11 protein-coding genes are annotated in these 13138 nt (G+C 66.2%); 6 read left to right on the top strand and 5 right to left on the bottom strand.

From position 1 onward, the window contains the following. Nucleotides 1-3: 3 nt before the first annotated feature. Together AS156_RS31335 and AS156_RS31330 are read left to right on the top strand one after the other, a co-directional pair. Nucleotides 4-348 (top strand): DUF952 domain-containing protein, encoded by a 345-nt coding sequence (locus tag AS156_RS31335; protein WP_201456131.1) that lies wholly within the window; start codon nucleotides 4-6, stop codon nucleotides 346-348. Next, nucleotides 345-1442, top strand: coding sequence for a quinone-dependent dihydroorotate dehydrogenase (locus AS156_RS31330; RefSeq protein ID WP_066513055.1), 1098 nt, complete (start codon nucleotides 345-347; stop codon nucleotides 1440-1442). The genes AS156_RS31335 and AS156_RS31330 overlap by 4 nt, the downstream gene beginning before the upstream one ends. Nucleotides 1443-1447: 5 nt before the next feature. Here the strand turns inward: AS156_RS31330 and AS156_RS31325 are convergent, their stop codons facing one another. The 5 genes from AS156_RS31325 to AS156_RS31305 all read right to left on the bottom strand — a co-directional run bounded on the left by AS156_RS31325 (nucleotide 1448) and on the right by AS156_RS31305 (nucleotide 6798). Next, complete coding sequence (locus AS156_RS31325) at nucleotides 1448-2773, bottom strand: MATE family efflux transporter (protein WP_066513054.1); 1326 nt, start codon at nucleotides 2771-2773, stop codon at nucleotides 1448-1450. Nucleotides 2774-2775: 2 nt separating this feature from the next. Further along, a complete protein-coding gene (locus tag AS156_RS31320) occupies nucleotides 2776-3510 on the bottom strand; it encodes an MBL fold metallo-hydrolase (protein ID WP_066513052.1) in 735 nt (244 codons plus the stop codon). Between the two features lie 22 nt (nucleotides 3511-3532). Next, a complete protein-coding gene (locus AS156_RS31315; RefSeq protein WP_066513281.1) occupies nucleotides 3533-3838 on the bottom strand; it encodes a DUF6460 domain-containing protein in 306 nt (101 codons plus the stop codon). A 99-nt stretch (nucleotides 3839-3937) separates the two neighbouring features. Then, on the bottom strand, nucleotides 3938-5743 hold the full coding sequence (locus tag AS156_RS31310) for a cisplatin damage response ATP-dependent DNA ligase (RefSeq protein WP_066513051.1): 1806 nt from the start codon (nucleotides 5741-5743) through the stop codon (nucleotides 3938-3940). After that, the gene (locus AS156_RS31305) at nucleotides 5740-6798 is read right to left on the bottom strand and encodes a ligase-associated DNA damage response exonuclease (protein WP_066513050.1); all 1059 of its coding nucleotides are present in this window, start codon (nucleotides 6796-6798) and stop codon (nucleotides 5740-5742) included. The genes AS156_RS31310 and AS156_RS31305 overlap by 4 nt, the downstream gene beginning before the upstream one ends. Nucleotides 6799-6954: 156 nt before the next feature. On the opposite strand from AS156_RS31305, the gene AS156_RS31300 reads away from it, so the two are divergent. The 4 genes from AS156_RS31300 (at nucleotide 6955) to pdeM (ending at nucleotide 13121) form a co-directional block, all read left to right on the top strand. Continuing rightward, nucleotides 6955-7881, top strand: a complete 927-nt coding sequence (locus AS156_RS31300; RefSeq protein WP_066513044.1) for a class I SAM-dependent DNA methyltransferase — start codon at nucleotides 6955-6957, stop codon at nucleotides 7879-7881. A 338-nt stretch (nucleotides 7882-8219) separates the two neighbouring features. Then, nucleotides 8220-9446 carry an ABC transporter substrate-binding protein gene (locus tag AS156_RS31295; RefSeq protein WP_066513043.1) on the top strand — a complete coding sequence of 409 codons (1227 nt, stop codon included), beginning with the start codon at nucleotides 8220-8222 and terminating at the stop codon, nucleotides 9444-9446. A gap of 245 nt (nucleotides 9447-9691) precedes the next feature. Continuing rightward, on the top strand, nucleotides 9692-12319 hold the full coding sequence (locus AS156_RS31290) for a ligase-associated DNA damage response DEXH box helicase (RefSeq protein WP_245313170.1): 2628 nt from the start codon (nucleotides 9692-9694) through the stop codon (nucleotides 12317-12319). 130 nt (nucleotides 12320-12449) lie between these two features. Further along, entirely contained in the window at nucleotides 12450-13121 is a 672-nt protein-coding gene (gene pdeM / locus AS156_RS31285) for a ligase-associated DNA damage response endonuclease PdeM (RefSeq protein ID WP_066513278.1), read from the top strand. The last annotated feature ends 17 nt before the right edge of the window (nucleotides 13122-13138 follow it).

Genomic DNA, 13138 nt, shown 5'->3' with positions numbered 1-13138 from the left:
CACGTGCCTATGATCTACAAAATCACCCCCGCTTCGGCCTGGCGTGAGGCCGAGCGTCAGGGCGTGTACCGGGGCAGTGCGGACGACATACGCGACGGCTTCATCCACTTTTCTACCGCGTCGCAGGTCGCCGAGACCGCGCGCAAGCATTTCTTCGGACAGATCGGGCTGTTCCTGGTCGCGGTCGATGCCGACGCGCTGGGCGACGCCCTGCGCTGGGAACCGTCGCGCAACAACGAGCTGTTTCCGCATCTCTATGGCGAGCTCGACCTCGGCGCGGTGATGGAGATCCACGGCCTGCGCGCGCGCTCCGACGGCGGTCACGACGTCCCGGAGCTCAAGCCGTGATCCGCGCCTTCGACGCCTTCTCGCTGCCGCTGCTGCGCTGGTTCGATCCCGAAGATGCTCATCGCATGGCGATCCAGGGCCTGAAGCTGTTGCCGCCGATCCGGCAGCGCGCGGATGATCCCAAGCTCGCGGTGCGCGCCTTCGGATTGAATTTCCCGAATCCGATCGGTATGGCGGCAGGCTTCGACAAGAGTGCGGAAGTGCCGGACGCGCTGCTGCGGCTCGGTTTCGGCTTTGTCGAGATCGGCTCGGTGACGCCGCGCCCTCAGAGCGGCAATCCGCGGCCGCGGCTGTTCCGGCTCGAACGGGACGAAGCCGTCATCAACCGCATGGGTTTCAACAATGACGGCGCGGAGGCTGTGCTGCGGCGGCTCGCCTCCCGCGCCAATCTCGGCGGCATCATCGGCGTCAATGTCGGGGCCAACAAGGATTCGCCCGACCGCATCGCCGACTATGTGAAGCTGATCGAGACTTTTGCGCCGGTCGCGAGCTATTTCACCGTCAACGTCTCCTCGCCGAACACGCCGGGGCTGCGCAATCTGCAGCAATCGGCCATGCTCGACGACCTGCTGTCGCGCGTCATCGACACCCGCGAGCGGGTGCGCAAGAACGCCGGCGATTCGCCCGTTCTGCTCAAGATCGCGCCGGATCTCAGTCTCGCCGAGCTCGACGATGTCGTGCACATCGCGCGCTCGCGCCGTGTCGACGGCATGATCGTCGCCAACACCACGCTGGCGCGTCCCTCGACCTTGCGGGAAGAGAGCCGGGCGACCGAGCAGGGAGGTCTGTCGGGCCGTCCGCTGTTCCGCCTGTCGACGCGGATGGTGGCGGAGACCTATGTGCGCGTCGAAGGCGCCTTCCCGCTGATCGGCGTCGGCGGCATCGATTCCGGCGGCGCTGCGCTGACGAAGATCCGCGCCGGCGCCAGCCTGATCCAGATCTATTCGTCGCTGGTCTACAAGGGCCTCGGCCTCGTCGAGGACATCAAGCGCGACCTGTCCTCGACCTTGCTGCGCACCGGGCGCGACTCGCTCTCCGAGATCGTCGGCGCCGACGCCGCGACGATCACCGCCGAGGACTGGCCGGTGCGGTAGCAGATCTATGCCGTCTTGAATGTCTTCCGGAACTGCGCCGGATAGCGCGCGCCCTGCAGGCCGCCGCGCGCGACGTAGAAGCCGAGTAGCGCCGCCCACAGCCCGGCATTGCCGAAGGCGCTGAACGCCCACCAGGCGGCGAGGAAGATCGCAAGCGAGGCCAGCATCAAATTGCGCATCTCGCGTGCCCAGGTCGCGCCGACATAGATGCCGTCGAAGCCGAACGCGAACACGCCCGGCAGCGGCGCCAGGATCACGAATAGCAGGAAGTCGCGCGCCGCGTGACGAACGTCGTCGCTGGTCGTCATCAGGTCGATCAGGGCCGGCCCGAACAGCGCGAACAGCACCGAGACGGCCAGCGCGAAGCCGATCCCCCACAGCAGCACCAGCCGCGTCGAATCGGCGAAACCCCTGGCGTCGCGCGCGCCGAAGGCGCGGCCGCAGAGCTGCTGGGCGGCGTTGGCGAGGCCGTCGAGGAAGAACGCCGAGACCAGCAGGAAATTGTTCAGCACGGAGTTCGCCGCCAGCGTCACGTCGCCTTCGCGCGCACCCTTTGCGGTGAAGAACAGGAACACGACGATCAGCGCCGCGGTGCGGATCATGATGTCGCGGTTGACCGCCAGCATGCGCATCAGCTTGGCGCGATCGAACAGAGCGGCGCGCGGCACCACGAAGCTGCCCTTGGCAATTCTCCATGCCACGACGATGCCGAGCGCGAAGCCGGTCGCTTCCGCCAGCACGGCGGCGATTGCAGCGCCCGCGATGCCTTCGCCATAGACCAGCACCAGCAGCACGGTGGCCGCCATGTTGATCAGGTTGATCACAATCTGCAGCATCAGCGCAAGGTTGGGGCGCGCCTGTCCGACCAGCCAGCCTAGGATCACGTAGTTGCCGAGCGCCAGCGGTGCCGACCAGATCCGGATCATGAAATAGGTCCGGGCCGCGTGCGTCACGCCGGCGCTGCCGCCCATCACGCTGAACGTCAGCGTAGCCAGCGGCAGCTGCAGCGCGATCAAGGCGGTGCCGATCAGGCCGGCGACGATGAAGCCGCGCACCAGGATCGCGGCGAACTCTTGCGTCTCGCCGGCACCTTGCGCCTGCGCGGTGAAGGCCAGCGTGCTCATGCGCAGGAAGGCAAACAGCCAGAACAGGCAGTCGAAGATCACCGACGCCATCGCCACGCCGCCGAGCAGCGCGGCATCGTCGAGGCGGCCGATGGCGGTGGTCGAGACGATGCCGATCAGCGGTGTCGTCAGATTCGCGACCATTGCGGGACCTGCGATGGCGAACACCTGGCGCGATGTGATCCTGGGATGGAGCGGCGCGTGCATGGTCAGAGCTCGACCGTCATGCCGTCGCTGGCTGCGGAGTAAGGCAGGTCGTCGATGCGCCCGAGCATGTCGTCGCTCATATGGGTGAGCACCACGCGCTTCGCATTGATGGCAGGCAAATGGGCTTCCAGCATTTTCAGGCTGAGATGATTCTTGACCATTTTGTCGTAGGTATAGGCTTCCGCGATGAACAGATCGGCGTTTGCTGCGGCCGGGATCAGTACGTCGGTCCACTCGGTGTCGGCGCTATAGGTGATGACGCGGCCTTCCGCGGCGATACGATAGGCCAAGAACGGCCCGCCGGACTCGCCATGCACGGCCGGATAGGGCGTCACGGTGACGTCGCCGAAGCGGCTCGCTTGTTGAGGTGCGAGCGTGACCACCGAGAGATCGAAGCGCTGTTTCGTCTTCGATGAATGCTCGAACATCACCTCCATCACCTCAGGCAGCTTGGTCGCGATGCCCACGGGACCTGCGATTACAAGCGGGCGGGTGCGGCGGGAGAATTGCGCGTCGAGCAGCAGGAACGGCAGGCCGGCGAAATGATCGCCGTGGAAATGTGTGATCAGGACCAGGTCGATCGCGTCGCGGTCGATCCCGAGCCGCTTCAACGCGGGAAGCGAGGACGCGCCGCAATCGATCAGGAAATTGACCCGCGTCCCGGTGACATGGAAGCAGGTGTTGAAGCGGCCTCCGGAGCCGAATGCATCGCCGCAGCCGACAAATTGTAATTGCATCGGCTGCGAGTGCTCCTCTGCGTCAGCGGCCGCGCGGCGCGCCGAACAGCCGCGACAGCAACCAGATCGGAATCACGACCACGGCGCCGAGCAGGAAGTAGCGCCACGCCCAGTTGATCGCGTCGAAGCCGAAATCCCAGATGCTCTGGAACAGCTTGCGGATGCTGTAGAGGATGTTCCACGGATCGAAGCCGATCGCAGCGAGCACCACGCCGACCAGGATCGAGAGCAGGATCAGCCGGAACGCCACCGACAGCGGCGAGCCGCCGAGAAAGCGGTACAGTCCGTCAGTCTGGCCGGCCGGCAGGTCCCGAACGTCGTTTGGCATCTCTGTCTCCTGGCGGAATCGCTCGCGCATTATATGTCACGGCGAGGCAGATGGGGAACCCGGGAACCGCGATCAATGGCTGCTATGCATCTGTGGGTTTTAATTTCCTGTCATGGTCATTAATAGCCGTTCAAGTGTCTCCAGCCGGTCGGCCTCGCGCGGTGGTTTGTCCCAGCGCAGCCGGTTGATGCGTGGAAAGCGCATCGCGACGCCGGATTTGTGACGGGGCGAGCGCTGCAATCCCTCGAAGGCGACCTCCATCACCAGACCCTGGTCCGGCTCGTGCACGACATGACGGACGGGACCGAACTTCTCGGTCGTGTTGCGGCGGACGAAGCGGTCGATCTGCAGCAGCTCCTCGTCGGTGAAGCCGAAATAGGCCTTGCCGACCGGCACCAACTCATCGCCGCCTTCGCCATTAGTCCAGACGCCGAATGTGTAGTCGGAATAATAGGACGAGCGCTTGCCGTGGCCGCGCTGCGCATACATCAGCACGGCGTCGATGATGTGCGGATCGCGCTTCCACTTCCACCACGGCCCCTTCGGTCGTCCCGGCAGATAGGGCGCATCGCGCCGCTTCAGCATCACGCCTTCGACCGCGTCGGCATCGTCGCCCGCGCCGGCGCTGCGCGGATCGGCGCGCGCGGCCGCGAGCTCCTCCCAGTTCGCGAAGGGAACGGTCGCCGACAGGTCGATGCGCGGATCGTTCAGTTTCGCGATGAAGCTCTCGAGATGCGCGCGGCGCTCGACGAACGGCAGCTCGCGCAGATCGCTCTCGTCGTCGCCGAGCAGATCGTAGGCGCGCAGATGGATCGGGAATTCCTTGATCAGCTTCGGCGAGACCACCTTGCGGTTCAGCCGCTGCTGCAGCACGTTGAAGGTCTGCACGCGGCCGTCGCGCAGCACCAGCAATTCGCCGTCGATCGCGCCGGGCAGGTGCAGCGACGGCACGAGGTCCGGGAAGCCGCCGGTGATGTCCTCGCCGGTGCGCGAATAGAGCCGCGCCTGGACGTGGCCGCGGTCGTTGCGGCCGGCCACCGCCTGCACGCGGATGCCGTCCCACTTCCATTCCGCGCTGAAATCCGCGGCGTCGAGATTGGCAAAATCCGCATCCTCGATCGCATGCGCCAGCATCACCGGGCGGAACGGCACGGGATCGCGATTGACAGGCTTGTCGCCGCGGCCTTCCAGCCAGGCGAACAGGTCGAGATAGGGCGGTGTGAGGCCCGGCCACATCAGCTCGATCTCGTGCGGATCCCTGTCGCCGAGCGCGGCCGCCGCCGTCTTCGCCAGCCGCGCCGAAATCCCGATCCGCATCGCGCCGGTGACGAGCTTCAACAGCGCCCAGCGCCCGGTCTCGTCGAGCTCATCCAGCCAGCGTGCGAGCTGCGCCGGCAGCTCGGCCTTGCCGAGGGTGCGCAGCGTGGTCACGACCTCGGTGAGGGTGGGGGGCGGTGGGTTGTTGTGCGAGCGGAGGTCGAGATCTTCCTCACCTCTCCCGCCTGCGGGGGAGGTCGGATCGTTCGACGCCGCGTCAGCGCGGTCGGGCGATCCGGGTGGGGGCTCTTTCCGCTTGTCGATCGTGTGGAGAGACCCCCACCCCGACCCTCCCCCGCAAGCGGGAGAGGGAGAAGATTTCGGCCACATCAGCGCGACTGTCTCGGAGAGATCACCGACGTAATCGTAGGAGTAGCCGAACAGCACCGGGTCGGCGCGCTCGGTGATCAAGTCGCGGATCAGGCCCGGCTTGGCGTGCTTGAACGACAGCGCGCCGGTCAGCGCGGCGAGCGCGTTGCCGCGGTCGGGGTCCTCGGTCTCGCGGAAATAGGCTGCCAGCAGCTTGATCTTGTTGTTGCGGCCGGGCTCGTAGGCGAGGCGGTCGAGCAGTTCGGCGAAGCGGTTCATGAAGTTGCCTCGCTGGCCGGCTGGGCCTCGCCGATCATCGTCGCGGCCTCGCCTTCGTCCTCGTCGCCATAGCCGACCAGATCGAGCGGCCGCGCGGCAAGGCCTTTGGTCTTGCACCAATGCACCAGCGCGTCTTCCTGCCCGTGCGTGACCCAGATCTCGCCGGCGCCGGTCGCGGCAATCGTCGCGGTCAGCCCGTCCCAGTCGGCATGATCTGATATCACCAGCGGCAGCTCGACGCCGCCTTGCCGGGCGCGAGCGCGCACGCGCATCCAGCCCGAGGCAAAGGCGGTGACCGGATCGGGGAAGCGCCGCGTCCAGACGTCTGAGGTTGCGCTCGGAGGCGCCAGCGTGATGGTGCCGGCAAGCTCGGCCTTCTTCATGCCGCGCGCGGGGCGAAGCTCGCCGAGCGGGATGCCGCGCTCCTGATAATAATAGGTGATCGTCTCCATTGCGCCATGCAGATAGATCGGCGCGTCGTAGCCGGCCTCGCGCAGCAGCGCGATCACCCGCTGCGCCTTGCCGAGCGAGTAGGCGCCGACCAGATGCGCGCGCTCCGGAAACAGCTTCACCGATGCCAGCAGCTTCTTCACCTCATCGGCCGCGTCGCCATGGCGGAACACCGGCAGCCCGAAGGTCGCCTCTGATATGAACACGTCGCAGGGCACCAGCTCGAACGGCGCGCAGGTCGGATCCCGCGCGTCCTTGTAGTCGCCGGAGGCGACGATGCGGGTGTCCTTGCAGGTCACTGCGATCTGCGCCGAGCCCAGCACATGGCCCGCGGGGTGGAACGTGGCCGTGACGTCGCCGAGCCGGATCGTCTCGCCATAGCTGACGGCCTGCGTCGTGCCGGCGAAATTGTCGCCATAGCGCAACCGCATCATGTCCAGCGTCTCTTGGGTGGCAAGCACCGCGCCATGGCCGGGGCGTGCATGGTCGGAATGGCCGTGGGTGATCAGCGCGCGCTCGACGGGCCTGACGGGATCGATATGGAAGCCGCCTGGCTTGCAGCATAGGCCGGCCGGGACGGGCATCAGGATGTCTTGCGGGCGCATTGTCCGTATATAGGGGCTTGATCCCGGATGTTTAGCCGTCGTGCGCAGGCTTGACCCGCGCCTCCGTCTTCGGAAAGAGTGCCCGCTTTGATGGGTGGCCGCGCCGTCCCCGATCGGGGCAGGCGCCGGCCGCGACAAATCGGTTCTTTAAACAGAATGCCCGCGCGCCTGTTCCTGTCCTCCGGCGATCTCGTTGCCGATCGCCGCTACGAGTTTGCACGTGACCTGCAATTGAAGGGCGATTTGCCCGCGGCTGCCGACCTGCTCGAGCAGGCCATCGAGTTGGCGCCGAAATTCACATCCGCCTGGTTCACGCTGGGAGATATCCGCCGGCAGCTGGGCCAGCGCGAGGCGGCGATCGCGGCTTTCCGCGCCGCGTGCGAAGCTGATCTCGACGATCGCCACGGCGCCAGCCTGCGCCTGATGCAACTCGGCGCCCAAGCGGTGGCGTCGATGCCGCCGGCCTATGTACAGACGCTGTTCGATCAATATGCGCCGCGCTTCGAGCACGCGCTGGTCGGCGACCTCGACTATCGCGGCCCGGCGCTGCTGTTCAATGCAGTGCTGTCGGTGCGTGCGACATCAAGGAAGCCTGCCTTCTTCAAGCGTGCGATCGATCTCGGCTGCGGCACCGGGCTTGCGGCCGGCGCCTTCGCCAAGCACGTCGACCGCTTCATCGGCATCGACCTGTCGCCGCGCATGATCGAGAAGGCGCGTGCCACGGGATTCTATGCCGAGCTCGAGGTCGACGACATGCTGAAGGGCATTACCGGCAAGCCCGATGCCAGCGCCGAGTTGATCCTGGCTGCGGACGCGATGGTCTATGTCGCCGACCTCGCGCCCGTGCTTGCCGAAGCCCGGCGCGTGCTGGTCCCGGGCGGCGTGCTCGCCTTCACCACCGAGACCCATGACGGTGAGGACGTCATCATCGGCGACGGCCTGCGCTACGCGCACAGTGCGGCCTACGTGCGCACGTCCGTCGCCGCCGCAGGACTGGCCTTGGTCCAGATCGAAGATCTCTCGGCGCGCAATGAAGACAATGTCCCAGCTCCAGGGCTGGTTGCTGTCGCGATCAAGCCGTGACGCTTTCACCCTCTCCCCCTGTGGGAGAGGGGGGCTTCGCGAAGCGAAGCCGGGTGAGGGGTCTGTCTCCGCGGATAGAGACCCCTCTCATCAGGCACGGATTGCACATAGCCGCTGCGGAGCATCGGCGTCCTTCACGAACGGCGGCCACAGGCCGCCTATGGCAACCTTCTCCCACAAGGGGAGAAGGGAAGGAATTCTTCGCATCTCGGTCACAACTTGAGTCTACACGCTACGCATTTGCCATTACGCGGCATTGCGCCGCGCGGCCGTGACTTCGTGCTTGCTCGCTGCAAGGCGGAATGCGAGAGCTTTCGCTCCAAGGGAGAGAAACAACAATGAACAAGCAAACACGGCGCGAGTTCGGCGCCACCGCCTTATCGGTCATCGCAGCCTCCGTCCTGCCGGCGCCCTTCGTCCGGGCCGCCGACAAGAAATACGATCCGGGCGCGAGCGACACCGAGATCAAGCTGGGCCAGACCGTGCCGCATTCCGGCCCCGGCTCGCTCTATGGCGTGTTGGGGCGCGTCGGCGAAGCCTATTTCCAGATGCGGAACGAGCAGGGCGGCATCAACGGCCGCAAGGTGAAATTCCTGACCATGGACGATGCCTACAGCGCGCCGAAATGCGTCGAGGCGACGCGACGGCTGGTCGAGCAGGAGGAAGTGCTGGCGCTCTACGGCTCGCTCGGCACCGCGCCGCAGACCGCCGTGCACAAATATCTCAATTCCAAGGGCGTGCCGCAGCTGCTGCTCAACACCGGCGCCTCGAAGTGGAATGATCCGAAGAATTTCAAATGGACCATGGCGGGCCTGCCGCTCTATCCGACCGAGGCGCGCATCCTGGCCAAGCACGTCGTCAGCGTGAAGCCGGATGCCAAGGTCGGCATCCTCTACCAGAACGATGATTTCGGCCGCGACTTCCTCTCGCCCTTCAAGAAGGTGCTGGCCGATGCCGGCGGCAAGGCGCAGGTGATCATGGAGCAGACCTACGATCTCACCGATCCGACGGTCGATTCCCAGCTCATCAATCTCTCGAAGTCGGGCGCCGACGTCTTCTACAACATCACGACAGGCAAGGCGACGTCGCAGTCGATCCGCAAAGTCGCCGAGCTCGGCTGGAAGCCGTTGCAGCTGCTGTCGGCGGGCTCGACCGGCCGCTCGATCCTCAGCGCCGCGGGGCTGGAGAACGCCAAGGACATCGTCGCGATCCGCTACAACAAGGAAGTCGGCGTGCCGCGCTACGAGAAGGACGCCGACGTGATCGCGTTCGAGGATTTGCGCAAGAAGTATCTGCCGAACATCGATCCCGATAACACCATCGCCTTCGCCGGCTATGGCCAGGCCGCGACGATGGCGGAAATCCTGCGCCGCTGCGGCGATGATCTGACCCGCGCCAACGTGCTGAAGCACGCCACCACGCTGGCCGGCTTCCACTCGCCCTATTTCCTCGACGGCATCAACTACGCCTACACGCCCGACGACTACACGCCGATGAAGACCCTCTACATCTCGATCTTCAACGGCAAGGACTGGGACCTCGCCGGCCAGCCGATGACGGAGTAGGGGCGGCTTTCTCGCTGTTTCTTCAACCTCGCCCCGCTTGCGGGGAGAGGTCGGATCGCATCGCAGATGCGATCCGGGTGAGGGGTACCGGTCTTTCGGCATGCGCGACTCGTGGAAGCGGCCCCTCACCCCGACCCTCTCCCCGTAAGAACGGGGAGAGGGAGCGGAAGGAGCTTCGTCCCTGCCACCTGCCGCCATTCCGCTCCGCCCTCGACGAAACCGCCTGAACCACCTACCTCTTGGGCGTGTCGACGCTCGATCTGTTCTCCGTGCCGCCGTCGGAAACGGCCGACCTGCTGCCGCGCCGGTTTCGCGACTGGTTCGCGTCTCGCGGCTGGTCGCCGCGCGAGCATCAGCTCGCGCTGCTGGCGAAAGCGCGCGAGGAGCGGTCGGCGCTGCTGATCGCGCCGACCGGCGCCGGCAAGACGCTGGCGGGATTCCTGCCGACGCTGGTTGAGTTGAGTGGGGAGGCGAGTGCTGCGGCAAGGGGGGAGGGAGCCCAGGCAACGGGTGCTGCGGATGAGCCAAGAAAATCCTTCATCTCCACCGGCCGCGCGGTCCGTCGCACCGGCGGGCTGCACACGCTCTACATCTCGCCGCTGAAGGCACTCGCCGTCGACATCGCGCGTAACCTGGAAACGCCGGTGGCCGAGATGGGGCTGCCGATCAAAATCGAGACCCGCACCGGCGACACGCCTGTGTCGCGGCGGCAGCGGCAGCGGCGCTATCCACCGGACATCCTGCTCACCACGCCGGAGCAGCTGGCGCTGCTGCTCTCTTCCGACGATGCGCCCTATCTCTTCGCCTCGCTGAAGCGCATCGTGCTCGATGAGCTGCATGCGCTGGTCACCTCCAAGCGCGGCGATCTGTTGTCGCTCGGGCTGGCGCGGCTCTGGAAGATCGCGCCGCAGGTGCGCGCCATCGGCCTCTCCGCGACCGTCGCCGAGCCCGAGCAGCTGGCGCGCTTCCTGGTGCCGCAGCCGGGCGGCGCCAGCGCATCGGCCGATGTCGTCACCGCCGGCGGCGCCGCCCCGCCGATCGTCGAGATGCTCGACACGCGAGAGCGGCTGCCGTGGTCAGGCCACGGCGCGCGCCATGCGCTGCCCGAGGTGTATGAACTGATCAAGCGCAACAAGACCACGCTTGTGTTCGTCAACACGCGCAGCCAGGCCGAGATGCTGTTCCAGGATCTCTGGCGTATGAACGACGATAGTCTCGCGATCGCGCTGCATCACGGCTCGCTCGATGTCGCGCAGCGCCGCAAGGTCGAGGAGGCGATGGCTGCCGGCCGCCTGCGCGGCGTGGTCTGCACCTCCTCGCTCGACCTCGGCGTTGACTGGGGCGACGTCGATCTCGTCATCAATATCGGCGCGCCCAAGGGCTCGTCACGGCTGATGCAGCGGATCGGCCGCGCCAATCACCGCTTCGATGAGGCCTCACGCGCCGTGCTGGTGCCGGCCAACCGCTTCGAGGTGCTGGAATGCGCCGTCGCGATCGACGCGATCGCGGAGAATGCGCAGGACACGCCGCCGCTGCGCTCGGGCGCGCTCGATGTGCTGGCGCAGCACGTGCTCGGCTGCGCCAGCGGCGAGCCGTTCCTGTCGGATGAACTCTACGCCGAGGTCAGGACCGCGGCGCCCTACGCGTCGTTGGCGCGCACCGATTTCGACGACGTCGTCGAGTTCGTCGCGACCGGCGGCTATGCGCTGAAGACCTATGAGCGCTTCGCGCGCATCAAGCAGGACAAGCAGGGCCGCTGGCGCGTTGCGAACCCGAAGGTGCGGCAGAGCTATCGCCTCAATGTCGGCACCATCGTCGAGGAAACCATGCTGAAGGTGCGGCTGGTCCGTTCGCGCGCCGGCGGCCAAGGAAAAAGCGGAGGGTCGACCGGCGTGATCGCGCGCGGCGGCCGCATGCTGGGGCAGATCGAGGAGGTCTTCATCGAGGGCCTCGTGGTCGGCGACACTTTCGTGTTCGGCGGCGAGGTGGTGCGCTACGAGGCGCTGGTCGAGGATCAGGTCTATGTCTCGCGCGCCAATGACAGGGATGCCAAGGTGCCGTCCTATATGGGCGGCAAGTTCCCGCTCTCGACCTATCTGGCCGAGCGCGTCCGCAAGCTCTTGGATAACAGCCGCGCCTGGAAGGCGTTGCCCGATCAGGTCCACGACTGGCTGTCGTTGCAGCGCAAGTTCTCGCGCGTGCCGGCGGTGCGCGAGCTCCTGGTCGAGACCTTCCCGCGCGGCGGCAGCCATTATCTGATATGCTATCCCTTCGAGGGCCGGCTCGCACACCAGACGCTCGGCATGCTGCTGACACGCCGGCTGGAGCGCGCCCGCGCTCGTCCGCTCGGCTTCGTCGCCAATGAATATGCGCTCGCGGTCTGGGGCGTCGGCGATCTCTCCTTCATGATCAAGCAGGGCAAGCTCGATCTCAATGCGCTGTTCCATCCCGATATGCTGGGCGACGACCTCGAGGCGTGGCTGGAGGAATCCGCGCTGATGAAGCGCACCTTTCGCAACTGCGCCATCATCTCCGGCCTGATCGCGCGGCGCTTCACCGATGAGGAGAAATCGCGTCGCCAGGTGCTGTTCTCGACCGACCTGATCTACGACGTGCTGCGCAAGCACCAGGCCGACCACGTGCTGCTGCGCGCCGCGCGCGCCGATGCCGCCACCGGGCTGCTCGATCTGCGTCGTCTCGGCGACATGCTCACGCGCATCCACGGGCGAATCACCCACAAGGATCTCGATCACGTTTCTCCGCTTGCTGTCCCCGCGCTGCTGGAAATCGGCCGCGAGTCGGTCTATGGCGAAGCATCGGACGAGCTCCTGGCCGAAGCGGCCGAGGAATTGGTGCGGGAGGCCACGACATAGCGCTTGCACGCTTTCGCGTGAAGAAAACGCGAACCGGCAACGGATAAGGGTATGATCCGATTCCATCGAATCATACTCTGGGGAACAGCACGTGACGGCAGGCGCGCAGGCTTCGGGAGACAGGGACGACATGCGCGTTTCGAGGGTCACCGTCACGGACGTTGACTTTGTCGCCGATTTCTCCGGCGCGCTGTTCTGGGAGGAGCAGCGCCTGCTCGTCGTCTCCGACCTGCATCTCGAGAAAGGCTCCAGCTTTGCCGCGCGCGGCGTGCTGCTGCCGCCCTACGACACGGTGGCGACGCTGGGCCGGCTGGCCGCCGTGATCGCGCGGCATGATCCGCGGCAGGTGATCGCGCTCGGCGACAGCTTTCACGATCGCTGTGCGCATGAACGCCTGTCGAAGGCGGATCGCGAGGCGTTGACCGCGCTGCAGGCACGGCGCGACTGGATCTGGATCGCCGGCAATCACGATCCGGCGCTGCCGTCCGATTTCGGCGGTATGGTCGCAAGCGAAGTTGCGATCGGCCCGATCGTGTTCCGCCACGAGCCGACCGGGGCGAGCGGCGAGATCGCCGGCCATCTGCATCCCAAGGCGCGCGTGCCGACCCGCGGCCGATCGATCGAGCGCCGCTGTTTTGCCAGCGACGGCGAACGCGCAGTGATGCCGGCCTTCGGCGCTTACACCGGAGGCCTCAGCATCCGCGACGCCGCGTTCGCAAAGATCTTCGGATCGCCGGGCTTCATGGCTCATGTGCTCGGCGACAACCGCGTGCACGCGTTTGCCGCGTCACGGTGCTATTGACGATCGCGAACGGCGCA

The organism is Bradyrhizobium macuxiense, from assembly GCF_001542415.1.
Lineage (GTDB): Bacteria > Pseudomonadota > Alphaproteobacteria > Rhizobiales > Xanthobacteraceae > Bradyrhizobium > Bradyrhizobium macuxiense.
The sequence above is the reverse complement of the archived record's forward strand: the minus strand, read 5'-3'. Positions and strand labels throughout refer to the sequence as shown.

Excerpts from the sequence above, each read along its gene's own strand:
- AS156_RS31325 (WP_066513054.1), bottom strand. The coding sequence starts at position 2,773 with ATGCACGCGCCGCTCCATCCCAGGATCACATCGCGCCAGGTGTTCGCC.
- AS156_RS31320 (WP_066513052.1), bottom strand. The coding sequence starts at position 3,510 with ATGCAATTACAATTTGTCGGCTGCGGCGATGCATTCGGCTCCGGAGGC.
- AS156_RS31315 (WP_066513281.1), bottom strand. The coding sequence starts at position 3,838 with ATGCCAAACGACGTTCGGGACCTGCCGGCCGGCCAGACTGACGGACTG.
- AS156_RS31310 (WP_066513051.1), bottom strand. The coding sequence starts at position 5,743 with ATGAACCGCTTCGCCGAACTGCTCGACCGCCTCGCCTACGAGCCCGGC.
- AS156_RS31305 (WP_066513050.1), bottom strand. The coding sequence starts at position 6,798 with ATGCGCCCGCAAGACATCCTGATGCCCGTCCCGGCCGGCCTATGCTGC.
- AS156_RS31300 (WP_066513044.1), top strand. The coding sequence starts at position 6,955 with ATGCCCGCGCGCCTGTTCCTGTCCTCCGGCGATCTCGTTGCCGATCGC.
- AS156_RS31295 (WP_066513043.1), top strand. The coding sequence starts at position 8,220 with ATGAACAAGCAAACACGGCGCGAGTTCGGCGCCACCGCCTTATCGGTC.
- pdeM (WP_066513278.1), top strand. The coding sequence starts at position 12,450 with ATGCGCGTTTCGAGGGTCACCGTCACGGACGTTGACTTTGTCGCCGAT.